General features: G+C 70.8%; 13 protein-coding genes and 2 pseudogenes. 8 read left to right on the top strand and 7 right to left on the bottom strand.

Annotation, left to right across the window (positions count from 1 at the left end; all coding sequences use genetic code 11):
- Positions 1 to 20: 20 nt before the first annotated feature.
- The 3 genes from ADK55_RS17535 to ADK55_RS35560 all read right to left on the bottom strand — a co-directional run bounded on the left by ADK55_RS17535 (position 21) and on the right by ADK55_RS35560 (position 6,435).
- The gene (locus ADK55_RS17535) at positions 21 to 4,892 is read right to left on the bottom strand and encodes a HEAT repeat domain-containing protein (protein WP_053679822.1); all 4,872 of its coding nucleotides are present in this window, start codon (positions 4,890 to 4,892) and stop codon (positions 21 to 23) included.
- A gap of 117 nt (positions 4,893 to 5,009) precedes the next feature.
- The gene (locus ADK55_RS17530) at positions 5,010 to 6,005 is read right to left on the bottom strand and encodes a magnesium and cobalt transport protein CorA (RefSeq protein WP_053679820.1); all 996 of its coding nucleotides are present in this window, start codon (positions 6,003 to 6,005) and stop codon (positions 5,010 to 5,012) included.
- A 28-nt stretch (positions 6,006 to 6,033) separates the two neighbouring features.
- A complete protein-coding gene (locus ADK55_RS35560) occupies positions 6,034 to 6,435 on the bottom strand; it encodes a response regulator transcription factor (RefSeq protein WP_063839559.1) in 402 nt (133 codons plus the stop codon).
- Positions 6,436 to 6,798: 363 nt separating this feature from the next.
- On the opposite strand from ADK55_RS35560, the gene ADK55_RS17520 reads away from it, so the two are divergent.
- Both ADK55_RS17520 and ADK55_RS17515 read left to right on the top strand, forming a co-directional pair.
- The gene (locus ADK55_RS17520; protein WP_053679818.1) at positions 6,799 to 7,380 is read left to right on the top strand and encodes a TMEM165/GDT1 family protein; all 582 of its coding nucleotides are present in this window, start codon (positions 6,799 to 6,801) and stop codon (positions 7,378 to 7,380) included.
- A 228-nt stretch (positions 7,381 to 7,608) separates the two neighbouring features.
- Positions 7,609 to 8,070 carry a hypothetical protein gene (locus tag ADK55_RS17515; RefSeq protein WP_053679817.1) on the top strand — a complete coding sequence of 154 codons (462 nt, stop codon included), beginning with the start codon at positions 7,609 to 7,611 and terminating at the stop codon, positions 8,068 to 8,070.
- Positions 8,071 to 8,165: 95 nt separating this feature from the next.
- Here the strand turns inward: ADK55_RS17515 and ADK55_RS17510 are convergent, their stop codons facing one another.
- The gene (locus ADK55_RS17510; protein WP_053679814.1) at positions 8,166 to 8,750 is read right to left on the bottom strand and encodes a hypothetical protein; all 585 of its coding nucleotides are present in this window, start codon (positions 8,748 to 8,750) and stop codon (positions 8,166 to 8,168) included.
- Between the two features lie 237 nt (positions 8,751 to 8,987).
- Between ADK55_RS17510 and ADK55_RS17505 the strand changes: the two genes are divergently transcribed.
- Positions 8,988 to 9,803: a class I SAM-dependent methyltransferase gene (locus tag ADK55_RS17505; protein WP_053679813.1), complete on the top strand. Its 816-nt coding sequence runs from the start codon at positions 8,988 to 8,990 to the stop codon at positions 9,801 to 9,803.
- 146 nt (positions 9,804 to 9,949) lie between these two features.
- Here the strand turns inward: ADK55_RS17505 and ADK55_RS17500 are convergent.
- Positions 9,950 to 11,393 (bottom strand): annotated as a pseudogene (locus ADK55_RS17500) (NF041680 family putative transposase).
- 239 nt (positions 11,394 to 11,632) lie between these two features.
- On the opposite strand from ADK55_RS17500, the gene ADK55_RS36480 reads away from it, so the two are divergent.
- Both ADK55_RS36480 and ADK55_RS17495 read left to right on the top strand, forming a co-directional pair.
- A complete protein-coding gene (locus tag ADK55_RS36480) occupies positions 11,633 to 12,499 on the top strand; it encodes a S8 family peptidase (RefSeq protein ID WP_078999063.1) in 867 nt (288 codons plus the stop codon).
- A gap of 235 nt (positions 12,500 to 12,734) precedes the next feature.
- Entirely contained in the window at positions 12,735 to 13,775 is a 1,041-nt protein-coding gene (locus tag ADK55_RS17495; RefSeq protein ID WP_199826551.1) for a hypothetical protein, read from the top strand.
- Between the two features lie 415 nt (positions 13,776 to 14,190).
- On the opposite strand, the pseudogene ADK55_RS40735 reads toward ADK55_RS17495, so the two are convergent.
- Positions 14,191 to 14,298, bottom strand: a pseudogene (locus ADK55_RS40735) (IS5/IS1182 family transposase); the annotation flags it as partial.
- Between the two features lie 1,236 nt (positions 14,299 to 15,534).
- Positions 15,535 to 15,780 carry a hypothetical protein gene (locus tag ADK55_RS17485; protein WP_053679898.1) on the bottom strand — a complete coding sequence of 82 codons (246 nt, stop codon included), beginning with the start codon at positions 15,778 to 15,780 and terminating at the stop codon, positions 15,535 to 15,537.
- A 201-nt stretch (positions 15,781 to 15,981) separates the two neighbouring features.
- Between ADK55_RS17485 and ADK55_RS17480 the strand changes: the two genes are divergently transcribed.
- The 3 genes from ADK55_RS17480 (at position 15,982) to ADK55_RS17470 (ending at position 19,041) form a co-directional block, all read left to right on the top strand.
- Positions 15,982 to 16,659, top strand: coding sequence for a response regulator transcription factor (locus ADK55_RS17480; protein ID WP_053679810.1), 678 nt, complete (start codon positions 15,982 to 15,984; stop codon positions 16,657 to 16,659).
- Complete coding sequence (locus ADK55_RS17475) at positions 16,656 to 18,134, top strand: HAMP domain-containing sensor histidine kinase (protein WP_324611187.1); 1,479 nt, start codon at positions 16,656 to 16,658, stop codon at positions 18,132 to 18,134. Before ADK55_RS17480 ends, ADK55_RS17475 begins: the two co-directional genes overlap by 4 nt.
- Before the next feature lie 61 nt (positions 18,135 to 18,195).
- Positions 18,196 to 19,041: an endo alpha-1,4 polygalactosaminidase gene (locus ADK55_RS17470; protein ID WP_053679808.1), complete on the top strand. Its 846-nt coding sequence runs from the start codon at positions 18,196 to 18,198 to the stop codon at positions 19,039 to 19,041.
- Positions 19,042 to 19,065 lie beyond the last annotated feature (24 nt).

Genomic DNA, 19,065 nt, shown 5'->3' with positions numbered 1-19,065 from the left:
CGGTTCCACCCGACGGTGGTTCAGGTGCCGGCCGCGATGCGGCCCAGCACCTCCGCGTAGCGCGCCCGCCGGTCGGGGCGGGCGTGGTCGGCGGCGCGCCTGAGCGCGGGGACCGCCGGAGCGCCCAGACGCGCGAGACCGTCGGCCGCGGTCCGGCGAACCACGGGACGCGCGTGTTCGAGCAAGCCGACCAGGGCGGGGATCGCCGGTTTCCAGGCCGCTCGGGACAGGCTCCGGATCGCCATGCGGACCACGTCCGGCTGCGGGTCGTGCAGCAGGACCAGCGTGTGCCGAAGGTGGCTCGGCCGGTCCAGCACCGCCCGGGAGGTCCGGTGGGCGTGCAGGCGGACCCCCGCTGTGGGGTGGTGCAGCAACTCACCGATCAGCTCCCGCACCCCGAGGTCCGGACCCGGGCCCCGGTGCTCCTCGGCGAGGCGGGTCAGGGCCCGGCGGATCTCGTCGGGAGTCCCGGTACGGGCCGCGTCCGACAGCTCCCGCAGGGCCGGACGGCGTGGGGCCCGCGGGGTGGACGGCTCGGCGCGGGCGCGTAGTGAGGCGAGCGCTGCCGCGTCCCGACTCACGGCCGCGGGGCCCCGCAGCGGGCCGTCGACCAGCAGGATCCGGTCCGCGAGCTCGTCGTGTCCCTCGGCGCGGAGCCGCCGGCACGCCCGCGTCAGGGCCGGAGTGCGCAGCAGCGCCCGACCCGCGATCAGGTCCACCAGCCCCCGGGCGCCGGCGTCGAGACGTGCGCCGAGAGCGTGGGCGAGCGCGTCGACGGGCGCCCTGCGCAACTCGACCGCGGCGGCGTGATGGACGGCGGGCGTCCCGTGCTCCCACCAGTGCGACAGCAGCGGGAGCAGCGGTACGAGGTCGGGCGGCGCGAGCAGCGAGGCCACGCGGATCACGTGCTCGGGTGGAACCTCGTCGGCCCGGAGTTCCGCCGGGTCGAGCGTGATCATGGTGCGGGCCAGGTCGGCGCCGACGTCGACCGTCGTCCGCCCGCGCAGGGCCGCCCGGAGCACGGCGAGCCGGATCCCGGGCTCGGGCCAGGTCAGGAGGGCGCGGGCGGCGGCGTTCCGGCGCTCGGGGTCAGGGGAGTCCGACATCGTCAGCAGGCGGTCGCGCAGAGCCGCCGAGCGCGGCTGATCGAGGTCGTCGGCGTGCGCGCGGCGCGGTACGCCCGCACGCCCCGGCGTCGGTCGTGGTCCGGAGGCGCTCTCGCCGATCGTCCAGGTCGGTGCGTCCAGGGGCTGGAGGGCCGTCATCCAGTCGAGCAGCGGGTCACGGACCTCGGGATCGGCGGTGGCGTAGACGTCGATCAGCGCGGACAACCGCTCCCGGGAGTCGGGCGCTTCCTCGTCACGCGTGCGGCCGAGGTCACGCGTGCTGAGGAGGTCGCGCGTGCCGGGGAGGTCGCGCGTGCCGGGGAGGTCGCGGACATCGCGGAGGCGGAAGTCGGCAAGCGCGGCCGGTGTGCGCACCGAGGCCTCCAAGGCGGTCCGCCAGTCTCCTGCGGGCAGGGACGGTACTCCTCCGGGCAGGGGCGGTACGTCGAACGCCTCGCGCAGCACCTCGGTTCGGGCCCGCCAGGGGTCGGCGCCGAACCCGGCCACCGCGAGCGCGCGGTCGAGGTCCGCGCGGACCAACACCGCCCCGCACCGGCGCAGCAGCGTCAGCGTGGGCCGGTCGGGCGTGTGCGCGGAGGGGGCAGGCAGGGCGCGTACGGCGTCGACGACCGCCGCCGCCGACGCCGGGGTGAGCAACGGTGCCACCGCTTCGAGGACCGCGACGAGGTCCGGGCGGTCCCCGCCCGACCCGTCGGCCAGGGCGTCGAGGAGCACCCGGGCGGACCGGGCCCAGGAGGCGAGCTCCCCGTCCGTCCAGGGCGCGGGGCAGAGCCGCAGGGTGAACCGCAGGACCGCCCCACGGGCCGCTCGGGGCGCGGAGCCGGCCAGGCGGAGCCAGTCCGCCAGCAGGGGCCGCAGCTCGCGCAGCCGGTCTGCGCGCGGAGGTTCGGGACGCTCGGCGACGCGGAGCGCGACGGCGGGATTCCAGCGGCCCGCCGCCAGCGAGGCCACGTCGAAGTCAGTTTCGTCGATTGGCGGCGATGCCGGCCCGGCGGGAAGGACGATGCCGTGCCGGTCCAGCGCCGGTGTCAACTCCTCCCGTGTGCCGGACGCCAGGCGGACCCGGCCGTCCGCCACCAGCGCGAGCAGCGCGGGCGCGACCGGTGAGGCCTGGTCGGCCAACGCGAGGACCGAGCGCGCCGGCAGGACACCGTCCAGAGCCTCCGCGAGCAGGGCCCGGGCGCGATTCGTCTCGGCGTGCTCCGCCGCGGCGAGGACGGTGGCCGCGTACGCGTCGCCGAGTATCGCGCGAAGCGCCTCGACGAGCGTGCCGCGGAGCCCCGGGTTGTCGTGCCGGCCCAGCATGCGGAGCAGTTCCGCAACCGCCGGGGCCGCGCCCGCGTGCACCAGGGCCTGGGCGGCCGTCTTCTTGACGTTCATGTTCGGATGGGCGAGACACGCGGCGATTGCCGCGCACGCCCAGCGGGCCCGCGCGTGGCCGAGGGCCAGCAGCGCCCTCCGGACGGTCTGCACGTCCCCGGCGCGGGTCAGCGCGATCAACGTGGCCGACAGGGCCCGCGCGTCGTCCCCCGTGACATCGCGGGCGAGCAACGCGATCGTGTGCTTGCGCACGTGCCGGTCACGGTGACGCAGCAGGTGGTGCACCCGTGCGCGAACGCGCGGGCCGGGGGCTCGGGACAACAGTTCCAGGAGGATCGTCTTCTCCCTGTCCGACAGCCCGGGCCGGTCCAACAGATCCAACACCAGGGTCGCGAGCAGCGCCCTGCCCGCCGCCGGCGCGTCCGCCGCGTCGAGCAGGCACGAAGGTCGGATCCGACGCCGCTCGTACAGGCGGGAACCCAAGGCGGTCAGCGCGTGCTCGGCTTCCCGGGGAACGGTCGGTTCGGCGTTCGGCGTCTCGCCCTCGAACCGTGTGACGTCGCCCCCCGGCTCCCGGAACGCCGCCAACTCGCCCACCACGCGCAGCAGCAGGTCCGCGAGGACGGGCAGGGTGCCCGCCCCGCCGTGGGCGGCGAGCCGGCACAGCGCCGTCAACGGTTCGTCCGGGTCCAGATGGGCTCCGAGGAGGGCCAGCTCCTCCTCGTCGGGGCCGCCGAGATCGGCCGCGATGCGCGCCGGCAGATCGGTGGGGTCGAGGCGGACGAGGAGGTCACGCCGCCGGCCCCGGTCGTCGGTCAGATGCCACAGCAGTTCCAGTGCCCGGTCGCGCACCGCGCGCAGGTGGGGCGCGATGACACCGCTCCCCTCACCGCCCTGTGCGGCGTCCTCGGCGGCGGGCAGCCCGAGCGCTTCCCGCAGCGCCCGCACCGTGCGGTGTCCGCCGATGGCCTCCAACGCGTCCAGGGCCGCCCCGGGGGCCTTGGGGAGGAGCGCGATGACCACGTCCTCGGCCTCCGTGTACCGCAGTTCACGGATCGCGGCGAGGAACGGTTCGGGTGCGCCGGCCGACGCGAACACCCGCGTGATCTCCTCTCCGACGGGAAGCTCCCGCGCCCCCTGCCCGGCCATCGCGACGAGCAGGGCGAGCCGCCTCGGCCCGCTCTGCTCGGCGTCGGCGTCGTCATCGGCGTCGATCAGCACCCGCAGCGCCGCGTGTCGGCAGGTGAAGAGGATCGTGGCGACCTCGTGCGGTGCGATCGAATGGTCGGCCAGCGCCAGGCCGACGATGGCCGGCACGTCCTCGTCGGCCGGGAAGTGACCACGCCGGTGGAGCCCGCGCAGGCAGGTCACCGCGGGTGCGCCGAGCAGCAGCGGATCCCGGGCGGCGATGGCGGTCAGTTCCCGGATGTCACCGCGCCCGGCCAGGTCACCGAGGAGTTCGAGCGCGCGGCGGCGAAGCGCGGCCGGCCGACCGGGATCGGCGGCGACGCGCCGCACCAGGTCCCGGTGGCCGTGGCGGGCGGCAGCCGAGAGCGCGGCATCGGCGACCTCGACCGGGGTGGCTTCCGGACCGGAGGTGAGGAAGACGGACAGTCGCCCTTCCGGCAGCGGCTCCAGGGCCGCCCACGGCTCGGCGAGCTCGAGCAGCGCGGCGACCACGACGGCGGTGGCGGTGCGCGAGCCGACTGCCGAGTCGACTGCCGAACCGGGATCCGCCGAGCCGACCGCCGAGCCGACCGCCGAACCGGGATCCGCCGAGCTGGAGCCGTGCGTGCCGATGTTCTGCACGTCGACGCCCAGCACCCCGGTGCCCAGCAGGGCGAGGACGTGCTCGCGTACGCGCGCGGGGGCCAACAGCCCCGCGTGCAGGCCCTCGCGGGCGAGCCGCAAGGCTTCGGCGCGCAACACCTGATCCCCGCTGTCCGCAAGCTCGGCCACCAGCCGCCCCGGCCGGTGCGCGGCGGTCACACTCGTCTCCCGGACCGCCTGGTAAAGGAGTTCACCCCGTGCCTCGTGTCGGAGCACCGCCGGGTCGTCGAGAAGTTCGGCGCGCAGCCAGGCGATCCGTACCCGCACCGGCAGGTCGGCCGTACGCCACGAAGGCCGGCGCCGATCCCGGAGATACGGTCCCAGGTGCGCGTGGAGGTTCGCCTGGAGCAAAGCCGCTTCGGGCGGTTCCACCACGAAGTCGGGCAGCAGCGAAGCCAGTTCGGCCGTCTCCCGCTCGTCCGCCGCCGGTGGGGTCGCACTGACCCGTCCGCTGAGCAGCAGCAGGCCCAGATGACGCAGGCGCGGGTTCGCGTGCCGAACGAGGCGTCCCAGGACGGCCGGTCGGCAGGACCGGGCGTCGAGGTGGTCGGACAACCAGCCCGCGTCGCACCGGTGCAGCGCCTCGTCGATGAGGTGGTCCGTCGAGGTCGTCATCGTCGGATGGTAGGTCGGCCGCCGGCCACCCCACCAGCGGGTTTGGCCGCTCGACCGGAACCGGCCCGTCATCCCGCGCCGGGTGGGGTGCGCCCGACGCGGGGCCGGTGAGGTGGCCTACAGCCAGCCGTTGCGGCGGAAGGCCCGGTACAGCGCCCCCGACGCCAGTGCCATCAGCCCCACGGCGAGGGGATAGCCGTAGGTCCAACCGAGTTCCGGCATGTGCTCGAAGTTCATCCCGTAGACGCCCGCGACCATGGTGGGGATGGCGAAGATCGCCGCCCACGCCGAGATGCGCCGCATGTCGTCGTTCTGCCAGGTGCCCACCCGGGCCTGTTGGGCGTCGAGCACCGAGTTCAGCAGCTCGTCGAGGGTGCGTACCTCGGTGTCCGTGCGGTGCAGGTGGTCGGCCACGTCACGGAAGTAGGGTTCGGCCTTTGGTGCCCGCCGCTCCTCGCCCGGCCCGCTCAGGAGACCGTTCAGGACCGGCACCAGCGGCTGTACGGCGTCCCGGAACTCGCGCACTTCCCGCTTGAGCGAGTAGATGCCCTCGGTGTGATCGACGCGAGCGGAGGAGAACACCTGGTCCTCCAACCGGTTGAGCGCGCCGCGAACCTTGACGGCGGCGTCGCTGTACGCGTCGACGACGACGTCCAACACCGCGTGCAGGACCGACAGCGGACCGAAGCGGAGCATGGTCGCGTCGGCGTCGAGCCGGCGGGCCGCCTCGGCCGTCGGGTCGACCGCGCCGTGGCGGACGGTGAGTACGTAGCGGGGGCCCACGAACATCATCATCTCGCCGGTCTCCACCGCGGTCTCGTCCTCGACGTACCACAGGGTCTTGATCGCCACCGCCAGCACGTCGTCGAACCGCTCGCGCTTCGGACGCTGGTGCGCCTGCACCGCGTCCTCGACGGCGAGCGGGTGCAGGCCCAGCTCCTCTGCCAACTGCACCAGCTCGGACTCGTCGGGATCGACGAGCCGGATCCACCCGAACTCGCCGTCGTCCAAGTCGTGCAGCCGCTTCAGGGCGATGCGGCACGCCTCGTCCTCAAGACCGCACTCGACCGTCTCCGACCTGCCCGACCGTTCCTCGTACACCACGCATTCCATCCCCCGCGCATGCTTCGGACAGCCGATTTCATGCGTCGCCGCCGAACAGTCGACCCCGTCGCCTCCGCCCGCTGGGCCACTTCGGGGGAGGAGTACGGCCGCCCACTCGGTAACCCAGCTGGAAGGCGAGGTGGGTGAGCCGCGTCCGGTTCACCGCGCCGGTCTTGCTGCGCAGGCGTCGCAGGTAGGTGTCGACCGTGTGCGGGCTCGGTCCCATCCGCCGGGCGATCATCCGGTACGTGTCCCCCTGCGCGAGGTGGGCGAGCAGCCGGCGCGCGGCATCGCACAGCACCCGGGCGTCGGCGGCGTCGAGATCACCGCTCACCCGCACCGTCGTACCGGACACGGGCCCCGAGGCGCTTCCCGTGAAGGAGACGGGCTCGGGCGCGCCGTCCAGTCTCGCCCGCCAGAACTCCCGGTCACGTGACATGCCGCCCGGAACGCGCTCGGACCGGTCGCGCCTCCCCGCCGCGGCGCACCTCCCCCGCCCCGGGGCACGGGCACGGCCCCGGCGGAGGCCCGGCGCGGGGGGTCCCCGGAGTCGCCTGTTAGGCTCTGTGCCAGCGAAGGGGAGTAGTCCTGAAAACCGCTGGTCGACATACTGGACGTCTACGGACGCCCCGGCCATCGGACCGCCGCACATCGTGCGGGGTGGACGAGACCTTCGGCCAAGGCATGACGCGGCCCGCACTCTGTGTGTGGGTCGCCCCGTCGTGCCGGGCCGAGTGGTTCTTCCCGTCGCCCCCTGGGTGCCGTACGAGCTGACGGCCCGGCCCCAGCAGAAAGCAAGGGAATGACCTTCGACCCCCTGGCGATCATCACCGCCTTCGGGCTGATCTTCCTCGCGGAACTCCCCGACAAGACCATGTTCGCCTCACTGGCCATGGGCACTCGGATGCGGCCGCTGTACGTGTGGTTCGGCACCTCCACCGCCTTCATCGTGCACGTGGCCATCGCCGTCGGCGCCGGAAGCCTGCTCGGTCTGCTGCCGAACATCGCCGTCAAGCTCGTCTCCGCCGCCCTGTTCGCGTTCGGCGCCTTCGTCCTGCTGCGCAGCGGCGACGATGACGACGAGGACGGAGCCGCCAAGACCGTCACGGGGTTCTGGCCCGTCTACACCACCGCGTTCATGGCCGTCTTCATCAGCGAATGGGGCGACCTCACCCAGATCACCACGGCCAACCTGGCCGCCACCAACGGTTGGCTGTCCACCGCCATCGGCTCCGCCCTCGCGCTGATGTCGGTCTCCGCCCTCGCCCTGCTGGTGGGGCGTTTCATCGCCCAGCGCGTTCCCCTCAAGACCGTCCAGCGCATCGGCGCCGCGTGCATGGGCGCACTCGCCGTCTGGACCCTCATCGAGGCCTTCACCGGCTGACGCCGTCGTGAAGGACGGGCGCCGCGGTGCCCGGGCTCCGGGCCCGGGACGCGCCCCGGATCCGCCCCCGGTCGCCGTTGCTCGCGAGGACGGCTTCGGCGACCGGGCGGCGCCCCGGAGGCCGCCCGAGGCGGCGGGAGTCGAGAGCGGATCAGCTCGACACGCTCCACCGGGGAACCGTCAGGCTCCGCTCGCCCTCTGACAGGGCGTATACCGAAGGAGGCTGTGATGACGACCGGTACGACAGGTTCCGGCTCCGGGCGCCCGAGTCGGATCGAGGTCGCGTGGAGACTCACTCTGGCGGCTGTCGCCGCGGAAGTACTCGTCTGGTTCCTCGGTGCGTTCGTGGCGCCGCCCACCAGCCTGGACGAGTTGACCGAGTACGCCGGCCGGGACACCGCGATCGTCCGGATCGCCGTGGGGGCGGGCGTACTCGCCGTTCTTCTCGTCGCCTGGCTGGTCGTGGCGGGACGGATGCGCGCCGGCCGGGGTTGGGCCCGGGCGGTGCTGACGGTCGTCGGAGTGGGGTTCCTGATGTTCCGCGTCGGCGGGCTCGGCACGGTGGAGGGCCCCGTGTGGTGGTCCGCCCTCAACGCCCTGCCCGACCTGCTGGCCGCGGCGGCGGTGGTACCCATGTACCTTCCCGAGGCCCGCTCCCACTTCCTCGCCCGGCCGGGCCCCACCGGCTGACCCTCGCCACCGGCTGACCCCCGCGGTCGGGAGGACGCGGCGAGCGGCGACGGGGCGGCCACGCGGCACCTCCCCGCCACCGGTGACGTGAGCGGTCAGGGCTTGCGGGTCGCGGTGGGAGGGCCGTCGTTCGGTGAGGTGCGCACGAGGCGGTAGGCGTAGGGCTTCGAGCGGCGTGGGGCGGGTTTGCGGGCGATGCTCTGCGCGGCGGTGACGAGGGCGGCGACCTGGGGGCGGGCGCGCAGCTTCTGCAGACGATGGCGGGGGATCCCGAGCTGTTCCGCGGCGGCGAGGATGCCCGCCCCGCCTTGTACGGCTCTCAGCAGGAGACGAAGGGCGAACGGGCTGGTCGGAGCGGTCGGGTCGGTCAGCCCGTGAGCGTGGGCGAGAGCGTGTGCGCCGGCCATGGCGGCGTTGAAGTGCGGGTCGGTGTCCTGCCAGACGGTGAGCATGCGCTCGGAGATCCCGGCGGCGAAGGCACAGGCGGCGGGCGGGAGGCCCATGGCCGCGGCGCGAACCGCCTCCGCGCGACGGTGGGCGTTCTCCGCGCGGAGGTCGCCCGCGGTGTCGAGTGCTTCGGCGAGTGATCCGTGTGCTGCGTGGCCCGCGTTGAGGTCGTGGACGGCGCGCTTGGCCCACGCCAGGCGGTGGCTCGTGTCATCTCCGTGCTGGGTGTTCACTCGTGTGACTTTCGATTCGAGGCCGCGCGGCGGTCGGGCGAGGGGCCGTATGCGCTGATGGTGCCCGGAATAGTTGAATCCGGCAACAGTGAGTGTGCCTGGATCGGGGCGTCCGGGGCCGGGTCGCGGATGCCGCGGGGGCCTGTCGAGAGCGTCCCGAGGTCGCGCGCCCACCTCGACTGCGGTCCGTGATATCCGGATGACAATCGGTGGCGCACGGCCATACCGTCATGGGGTATGACGCTCATCGATCCACTCATCGATCCACTCATCGTGTCGTACTACACGGAGTACGACGAAGCCTCCCGGCTCCACTCGACGGCCGTGGGGCGCCTGGAGTTCGAGCGGACCCGCGAGCTGCTGCGCCGGTCCCGGCCCCCGCCTCCCGCGCGTGTGCTGGACGTGGGCGGCGGGCCGGGAACCCACGCGCGTTGGCTCGTCGAGGACGGGTACGAGGTGCTGCTGGTGGACCCCGTACCCAAACACGTGGAACAGGCGCGGGAGTACGCGCCCGGTTGTTCCGCGGAGCTCGGTGACGCGCGGCGGTTGGCCCTCCCCTCGGACGGCTACGACGTGGTGCTGCTCCTGGGACCCCTGTACCACCTGTCCGAGCGAGGGGGGCGGCTCGCGGCGCTTCGGGAGGCGCGCAGGGTCGCGGTGCCGGGCGGCCTCGTGGCGGTGGCGGGGATCTCGCGCCACTCCCTGCTCCAGGACTACACCGTCAGTGCGGGACTGACCCCGGAACTACTGGCCGGCGAGGTCTCCCGAGCGGTGCGCACCGGGTCCTACGACGGAAGCCGGGGCTTCACGGTCGCGCACTTCCACACCGCCGAGGAACTCGCCGGGGAGGCGCGGCAGGCAGGGCTCGACGACGTGCGCAGGCACGGGGTCGAGGGCCCGGGGTGGGCGTACGTGGTGGCGGCGGGCCGTTGCGCCGGCCAGGAGGCGGCGGGGGCCCTGGTGGCCGACGCCGTCGCCACGGCCCGCCTGGCGGACGAGCACGGTGTGCTCACCGATGCCTCGGCCCACATCCTCGTGTTCGGCGCGGCGTGACGCGCCGGTCCCGGCCCGAGTGACGGCGGGTTTCCGCCGGGGGCCGCTGCCGCGGTCATCGGGATGGAGGGAAGCGGAACGTCACCCTCCATCCCACTCGGGGAGGGGAACCGTTTCTGTTCCGGACTGCTTAGCTTGTTTTTCATCTACCAAGATCTTCCGGGCTTGCCGATGGCTTTGAGGTTCTCGGGGCGTTTGACCGTTTTGCCGACGTCGTAGCGGGTGGCCGGGTGCCGGTTCTTCGAGCCGAGGGGCCGCCCGGGCCCGGTTCCGGTCGGTTGAGGAACACGGGCCGGGCAGAGCAGGTGAGCGCGGATGTTCCTGAACCCGCGGCGGACCCGGGCTGGTGTGAGGCGTTCGGGCTTGGCTGGCTTCTCCCAGGGCCGACGGAGATCGGTGGCCAGCGTCCCGGGCGAGGCGGAGTTGAGTGTGGGCGACGACCAGGAGCCAGGTCCAACGGTCCGCTGCCTCGGGAGTACGGACCTTCGGGGTGTTCCAGCCGAGCATCTGCTTGCTGAACCTGAAGGTGTGCTCCAGGTCGAATCTCCTGAGGAACACCTGCCAGCACAGGTTCACGTCCGCCGGGGCGACGCCGGTTGTGGAGGACCATAGCCATACCGGCGGGGCCTCTCGTTCCTTCGAGAGGTGCTCGACTTTCAGCCGGATCAGGGTGCCTTTGACGATGGGGAGTTCGCCGTCGTGCTCCAGGCAGGCCGAGCGGTGGGTCAGTCTCGGGTGGACCCGGTCCCATGCCTGGGCTTCGGCCTTTCCGTAGTTCACCGTGTCGGTGGCCGTGGTGATCGCCGGTTCGGGCCAGGTCTCGGGCTTGGCGAAGCGGAATTCCGGGCCGTGCTTGGGTGGCCGGCCGTTGATGCCGTGCGTCCTCGGTGGTTTCGGCAGGCGCATCACCCGGTCGCTGCGGATCCGCCCGATCAGCTCGACGGGGAGATCCCGCAGTACCCAGGCCAGACGGGTGACGTCGTAGCCGGCGTCCATGACGATCGTGATGTCCGGGTCTCCGGGCGTCCACTGGCCGGCCGCGATGAGGCGTTCGGCCACGGCCCGCAGCTGGGCGGCGGTGACCGCGGTCGCGTCGTCCTCGGGCCCGAGGTGGACCACGTCCAGGATCGCTGTCCACGACGTGGCGCCGGGCTCCAGGACGGCGACGAAGGAGTAGGGCCAGCCCGGGATGAACTGCGACGCGGACTTCGCCCGCCCGTAGACGTGGCAGAACAGCCGCTCGGCCGAGCAGGGTGCGTCAGACCGCAGCCACGGCGACACATCGACCGCCAGCACCAGACGGCCGCCATCGAAGCGCGGCAAGGCCATGTCGGCCAGCAAGGATCGCAGCCTGTCGACGTCGATCCGGCCGTGGTTGAGGGCTCCGTACAACGCTCCGTGCCCACGACGGTGCTCGGGCACCAGCGTCAGGTCCACCGGCGAGAGGACCGGCCCATCGACACACAGCAGCGCGTCCGTCAGCTCGAACAACTCGTCACGCCGGGCGGTCAGACACTCATGGAACTCAGCCCGGAAGCGTGACGCTTCCGCGAACGCTTCCCTCCGGACAGCATCAGGCAGCAGACTCACCCTCACGGCCTTCGTCTCGGTCACGTGCACCTTGGTCGGAGCACATGATCAGACGAAGGCCGCCCCCACGTCCGGCGAACCGTCAGGTGAGCGACCCAGTACGAGACGCCGTTCGAGACCGATAGAAAAAGCACAAGTTGAGACTCCGCCGACCCTGGAGCGTCCCGAAATTGTGATCACGTGGGCGAGATGCGAACCTGTTTATATATCGCATGCCCTGCAAAGGAGATGTCGGTGTCATGGAGCCGCTTGTTTTGGTCGGCCTCGCAGAATTGGCCCGTCGGACGGCAGGTAATCCTGACCTCTCCATTGCAATGATCGACGGCCCAGTCATGACTGGGCACCCTGGGCTGCGCAGCACGCGGATCAAAGACACGTCAGGCGCTCATACGGCGGCCTGCGCGCGACCCGGACGTCTCGCATGCGCGCACGGCACATTCGTCGCCGGAATACTGGCGGCCCGGCGGGACAGCACAGCGCCGGCGCTCTGCCCCGATTGCACTTTGTACGTCCATACTGTCTTCACCGACCATGCGGTCAACGACCGTACACCCGCCACCACACCGAAACATCTCGCCGCGGGCATCTTGGCTTGCGCAGATGTTGGGGCGCGGATCATCAACATCAGCGCCGCTCTCTACCAGCCCCTTCCTGACCATGAACGACAACTTATCGACGCTCTGGACTTTGCCGCCCAGCGTGGGGTGATCATCGTTGTCGCTGCCGGAAACGACCGAGCCATCACGAGCACGGCGCTGACTGGCCACCCCTGGGTCATTCCAGTGACCTCATACAACCAGGCAGGCCAACCGATGGGACGGTCTAACCTGGGCCGTTCGATCGGCCACCGCGGGCTTGGCGCTCCCGGTGACAGGGTCAGAAGCCTCGGGCCGGAGGGCGGGCTGGTGATGCAGAGCGGGACGAGCGTTGCGGCTCCGTTCGTCACCGGAGCGATCGCGCTGCTCTGGTCGCTTTTCCCAGATGCTTCACCAACCGAAGTCCGGCTGGCTGTGACCGCCTCGAGGCAACACAGGACTGTCGTACCGCCGCTGCTGAACGCAGCAGCGGCATTCCAGGCAATGAGCCGCAGGAGGTGCCATGTCTGAGAAGCAAGAGCACCCGGTTCGCAAGCCTTTCCGGGTTCGGATGCCTGGGTTCGTCCACGATGATGACATCGGACTCGGCCAAGCGATCAAATATGTGACCGCTCGGACTGGCATACGGCCGTGCGGCGGATGCGAACGGCGTGCAACGGCTCTCGACCGTTGGGTTGTGCTCTCACCCCGCGACCGCCAGTGAACCGAGAGCTGCTCAGCCATGTGCACTGAGAAGGAGGACCGGATGGCACACGACCTCAATGCGCAACCGGAATCCGAATCGACAGGTGATCTGGCGATGCCAGCCCAGACGCTCGCACAGCAAGCCACACAAGAAGCAAACTTTCGGCCTGGCGCAGTTCAGCCCCCTTCACCTTCCCAACCGGACCTGGCGGGGTCATCCGTAGGACTCTCCATGGCGAGCGATGTCTGCCCGTCGTGCACTGCTTCCGCGGCCACGGCGCGAGCCGACGAGCACACACGACTGGACGAGAGCCTGGTCCCTAATCGGTTTGTGTACACGATTGGTAGGATCGAGGCCCGATTTCCGCGTCTTTCAGTTGAGAAGGAGTTCGCCCAGGTAGCGGGGCGCTCCTACAGCGCGGGGCAGACGGATGCCCAACTCCTGCAGTCGGTGCTGTCCGAACACCGCTATCTCGCCCGGATGATGTGCTGGGTGCTGCTGGTCCGTGACATTGAGACCTACATCCTGCTCCCTCGCGACCCCGCTGACCTGGAGCTGCTGGTGCAGACGATTCGACCAGATCCAGGCCCCACGGACCTCGACGTGGTGATCGGCCGACGAGGTCCAGTGGCCGCGCCGGAACAATGCAACGGCCTCATGGTGCCACTCGTGGCGGTCGAGCAGATTTACTCCTTCGACCGGGAGTCGTTTCTCAGCTCGATCCCGAAGTCTGACCCTGACAGCGTGCCGGACGGGCAGTTCGTGTCAGCCTCGGCGCAGGTTCTGGACGCGATCCTCCAAGCCACCGACAACGCCGGAGCCACGGACGAGCACCGGGCCCTCAACTACCTTGCCATGCGCTATCCGGAGATATACACGCGGACCGCGCAGGCATTCGCCGAGAACTTCTCCCTCAGCGGCGTGAGCGTCCGGCCTTCCCCGCTCGGCAGCGCTCGCACCGTCGTGGACTGCATCTTTACCTACACCAGCCGCCGCGCAGGTTTCACCGAAAAGGCCGCCGTGTCCGTGGACGTGACCGACCAGCACCCCTTCTTGGTGACCTCTCTGTCGAGCTACTACGACCGCTTCAGCGACCAGTGAAAGGACGAGCGCGATGGCTTTCCCAGGATTTACCGCCAGCAAATCGGTTTACCTAGGCCGCCACCAGTACCGCAGTCAGCTACGTGTCTCAATCAGCAACAGCAGCGTGATGCCGCAACAGGACAACGGAACGGAGGCCCCCGGCACCTGTTGCGGAACCCACTGCTCGGGTCTGTGCTTGTGCTCCCACGGGCACGGCGCATGTGCGAGCGTGACAGAGGGCGAGAGCGCACACAACGTGATTCTGCGTGCGACGGACAGCGTGTCGATGGCCATCGACAGCTGCCATGCGGACCAACCCGTCGATGGCGGATACGCATTCGTGACATGTGAGTGTGGTTGCTGGGCATCCACGCATGACGCCGGCTGCTTTGCCTGCCCGCAGACGCCCTGAAAGGTCGTCTTCTTCTTGGAATCAGCTAGCTGTTGTCGGGTCGCGCCAGGAGATGGTGTCCTCGCCAGTGAGGCCGCTGGCCATGAGGTCGGGCATGGCTATGTGGATCATGTCTTCGGAGCGGGCGGGAGCGGGGAGGCCAGACCGCGCTACCAGCGCAGCGGAGAAAGTTCGCCGCACCTGCTTGACGCGACCGAGGAGTTCCTCTCCGCTCCTCTCACGCCCTACTTCATTCGCTGAGAAGCCAGATCGCTGGTTCCACCACACCGACCAGACCGAACAGGCAACGACAGGGGATAGCCATGGCATGGGGGACCCAGACATCCAGTGAGAAGACCGCACTCGTGACGCGAGATGCCGCGCTGTGCCACCGTCTCGGGCAGCCGCACTTCCAGTTCCTGCCCAGGCTTGCCACGGATAGCCGACCGTACTGGTCAGCCGCGATCGCGCACTACGAATTTGCCGATAGTGCCTACCAGCGCGGTGACGACGGACTGGGCGACTACTACCTCTCGACAGGGGACGGCTACGGGCGGCTCGCGCTACTGTGCGTCACTGTCCCTCGTCCTAAAGAACAGGACGCTACAACCTCGTGGAACGAGTCCGAAGCGACTATGCGGCCCCTGCATGACCTTGAGCAAAGGGTCCGGGCACTCGCTGTCGAACAGCCGCGGCCATCCCCTCCACCTGCCCTGCACGAAAGCCTCGATCCGTGCGTCCCCTATCTGCGCGAGGCGACAACCCTGTATGGCCAGGCCGTCATAGCTTTCCAGGCCGGTGATGCCGCTCTGGGCTACGCCTACGAACAACAGGCCAGGGCCTACCTCGTCCTGTATGAAGCGTGCACAGCAGTGAGCCCCCCGCCACCTGCCCCAGCTCCCAACCACGATCGCCCGTGAGGCCCTGAGTGGGCGGTTCGTGAGGCGATGTCTGTTCCGGGCTTGGCTACTACTTCCGGCTGACGGTGCCGGGCTCGGCTACAGCAAGAATTCGCAGCGTGACCGGGTTTCATCATGGCGCGAGTGCGTTCGACATGCTTCGGAACGACGGTGCTCGGGCAACAGGGTCAGGTCCACCGGGGACCGCACCGCACCGTCCGCACACAGCACCGCGTCCACAAGCTCGAACAACTCGTCGCTCCGAGCGGTCAGACACTCGTAGAACTCTCCCCGTAAGCGTGACGCTTCCCTCCGGACAGGTCAGGCAGCAAACTCACCTCACGGCCTTCGTCGTGGTCACGCGTCACCTTGGTCGGAGCACATGATTAGACGAAGGCCGCCCCCACGTCTGGCGAACCCCCAGGTGAGCGACCCAGTACGAGACGCCGTTCGAGGGGACCCGCGATCACGGCCCTCGAGCGAGTCCCTACCAACCCATGTTCTTGGCCACCTCGGCCTGGGCTGCGGCGATCTCTTCACCGGTGGACTCGACGACGTCCACCTCCTCCAAGCGTGCCAGCAGGTCTACGAGAGCCTGCTTCTGAGCCGGGTGCGTGATCGGTACGGTGTTCAGGTCGGTGCTCATCAGCCAGTCGAACAGCACGATCGCGTCAGCACGCCACAGGCGGAGATCGACGGTTGGTGTAGACCCCCAGGGGAATCCAGTTTCCATATGAGGATCTTGCCAGGTCAGCGTGCTGTGGCGCATCACAGATCAACGGTCACGCGGCTGCCTGCCCAACCTTCGGCGTCGGGTCCGGAAGAAAAAGAACAAGCTTAGTATGTGTTTCCGGCCGCGCCCCCCACCACGTGGCGGCGCGGCGCGACTCCCGGCTGCCCCGCGGCCGACGCGAGAGCCAAGGGCGAACAGCACATGCGCGTACTTCTGGTCGAGGACGAACCGGATCTCAGCGATCTCGTGGTGGCGGGTCTCAAGGCCGCCGGGTACGCCGTGGACGCCGCCGGCGACTGGCCGGACGCCGATGTCCTGCTCGACCTAGCCGACTACGACTGTGTCGTCCTCGACCGGATGCTGCCCTCCGGGGACTCCCTGCACCGCCTGGAGCGGCGCCGCCGCACGGGGTGGTCCGCGCCCGTGCTGTGTCTCACCGCGCTCAACGCCCTTCCCGACCGGGTGGACGGCTTCCGATCCGGCGCCGACGACTACCTTCCGAAGCCGTTCGCCATGGAGGAACTCGTGGTGCGGGTCGGCAGCCTCGCCCGCCGGGCGGCCCATCGGCTCCCCGTCCACCTGGCCCACGCGGACATAGAGATGGACGCCGCCCGCCGCGAGGTCCGCCGCGACGGCGTCCTGCTCACCCTCACCCACAAGGAATACGCCGTCCTGCGCCACCTGCTGGTCCACCGTGAAACCGTGGTCACCCGCACCGCACTGGTCGAGCACTGCTGGGACGAGATGGCCGACCCGGTCTCCAACGTCGTCGACGCCGTCATGGCGGGGCTGCGCCGCAAACTCGGGCCGCCGTCGCCGATCCGGACCGTACGCGGCCACGGGTTCATCCTCGGATCCGCGGACCCGGACCTGCCGTGACGGCCGCCGATCCGAACCGGCCCACACGAAGCCGGCGCGCTCCCAAGCGAGTTCGCGAGGGCGGTCGCAAGGGAGCCGGCAAGGCGACCGGCGCGAGTCATGGCACGGTCACCACCGAGGCCGGGGCCACCGCCGGGAGCGCGGGCGGGAGCGCCCGCCGGTCGCCCGCCCGACTGCGGCTGCGGCGCCTCCAGTTCCGGCTGACCCTCGCCTACACCCTCGTCACCCTGGCCGGCGTGAGCGTGCTGTCCTGGATGGTGATCCGTACGGACGAGCGTTCCTGGCGCGCCGCGGAGTACGACGAGATGGGTCGGCGGGCCGCGGTCAGCACCTCGCTGATCTACTACACGGACGCCGGGATCCAGTTGGACGGCCTCTACGACGACGAGGCCACGGAGGGGCGTCCCCAGGTGACGGTGTTGCGCCGAGCACCGGGCGGTGTGCTGAAACGTATCTTCACCTCTCAGGGGCAGGCCGAGCCCGTCGCCGAGGCCCGGCTGACCGCACTCGCCCGATCGGCCATGGAGCGGGACGACACGGTGCGGGCGGAGGTGTCCGACGCGCACGGCGATCCCGCGTACCTGCTCGGCCGGCCCTTCCACCACGACGAATCGGGTGCCGTGGAGGGCGCGGTCGTGGTCGTCGGCGACCCGGCCCACCGCGTGGCCGAGCACAGCCGGCTGATCGTCTCCGTGCTGACCGGCGCCGGGCTGCTCACCGGCCTGGCCGCCGTCACCGGCCACCTGCTCTCCGGCAGGAGCCTGCGCCCGGCCTGGCGGGCGCTGGAGGCTCAGGAGCGGATGCTCGCGGACACGGCGCACGAACTCCGCACCCCGGTGGCCGTCATGCGCAGCTCCGTGGACGTGGCCGGGATGGACCCGCGCGGTCTGGACCCGCACCTGCCGCGCATCCGGCGCGCCACCGAACGGCTCACCGACGTCGTCGACAACGTCCTCACCCGGGGACGCCTCCAGGGCGCGGCCGACACCCTGCGACCGGTCCCGCTGCGCCTGGACCAGCTGGTCGAGCAGGTCTGCGAGGAGCTGACGGCCGGCCCGCACACCCTGACCGCCTCACTGGAACCCTCGGTGGCCACCGCCGACCCGGCCCTCGTGCGGATCGCCGTACGCAACCTGCTCGACAACGCCCTGCGGCACGGCCGCACTCCGGGTGACCCCGCGGGGCGCGCGCAGGTGCACGTCACCGTCCGCGGCCCCGTCGTGGCCGTCTCCCATCGGGGTCCCGGCGTCGCGGCGGCGGACCTGCCGGCCCTGACGTCACGGTTCCGTTCCCCGGGCGGTGGCTCGGGGATCGGGCTGTCGCTGGTGGCGGAGGTGGCCACCGCCCACGGCGGCGGCCTCACGGCGGACACCCGGCCGGGCGGCGGGGCGGTGTTCCGCCTCCTCCTCGGACCGCGCGAGGCGCGGCGCGCCCGAGGACGGAGCACGGTGCCCGGGAACGGCCCCGTCTCATGAAATCCTCATGACCCCTCGCACAGGATGCGAACACCAGACCGCATCTCGTACTGGAGCACGTGTGCCGAAACACTCCGCAACCCCCTTCCTGCGCCGCAAGCGCACCCTCGCCGCCGGCGCGGTCGGCGTCACGGCCGCCCTCGGCGCGGGCCTGATGCTCTTCCAGGCGTCCGCCGGGCAGGCCGCGGCCCCCCGGCTCCCCGCGGCGAACATGGCCTTCGACTACCAGATCGGACAGGCGTACACGCCGCCCAAGGGCGTGAAGGCGCTCTCCCGCGACCGCTCCGCGAAGCCCGCCGCGGGCCTGTACAACGTCTGCTACGTCAACGCCTTCCAGACCCAGCCCGACGCCTTCGACTGGTGGCAGAAGAACCACCCCGACCTGGTGCTGCGCGACGGCAACAAGAAGCCCGTCATCGACGAGAACTGGGGCGAGGCGCTCCTGGACACCTCGACGGCCGACAAGCGCACCCGCCTCGCGAAGATCGTCGGAGACTGGATCGGCGGCTGCGCCCGCAGTGGCTACCAGGCCGTCGAACCGGACAACCTCGACTCCCTCAGCCGCTCCAAGGGCCGCCTGACGAAGGCCCACAATGTGGCCTTCGCCAAGCTCCTGGCCGACCGCGCGCACGCCGACGGTCTCGCCGTCGCCCAGAAGAACACCGCCGAGATGCTCCCCGACCGCGCGAAGGTCGGCTTCGACTTCGCCGTGGCCGAGGAGTGCGGCCAGTACGACGAATGCGGTGACTTCGCGAAGGCGTACGCGAACCGCGTGTTCGTCATCGAGTACGAGTCCTCCGGCTACAACCGGGCCTGCTCCGCCTGGGGCGGGAAGCTCTCCATCGTCCAGCGTGACCTGGACGTCTCCGCCCCCGGATCGGGCGACTACCGCTACCGGTCCTGCTGACCGACGGGCCCCGCCACCCCTCCG

The sequence above is a fragment of the Streptomyces sp. WM4235 genome (genome assembly GCF_001279725.1).
In the GTDB taxonomy this organism is placed as follows: domain Bacteria; phylum Actinomycetota; class Actinomycetes; order Streptomycetales; family Streptomycetaceae; genus Streptomyces.
The sequence above is the reverse complement of the archived record's forward strand: the minus strand, read 5'-3'. Positions and strand labels throughout refer to the sequence as shown.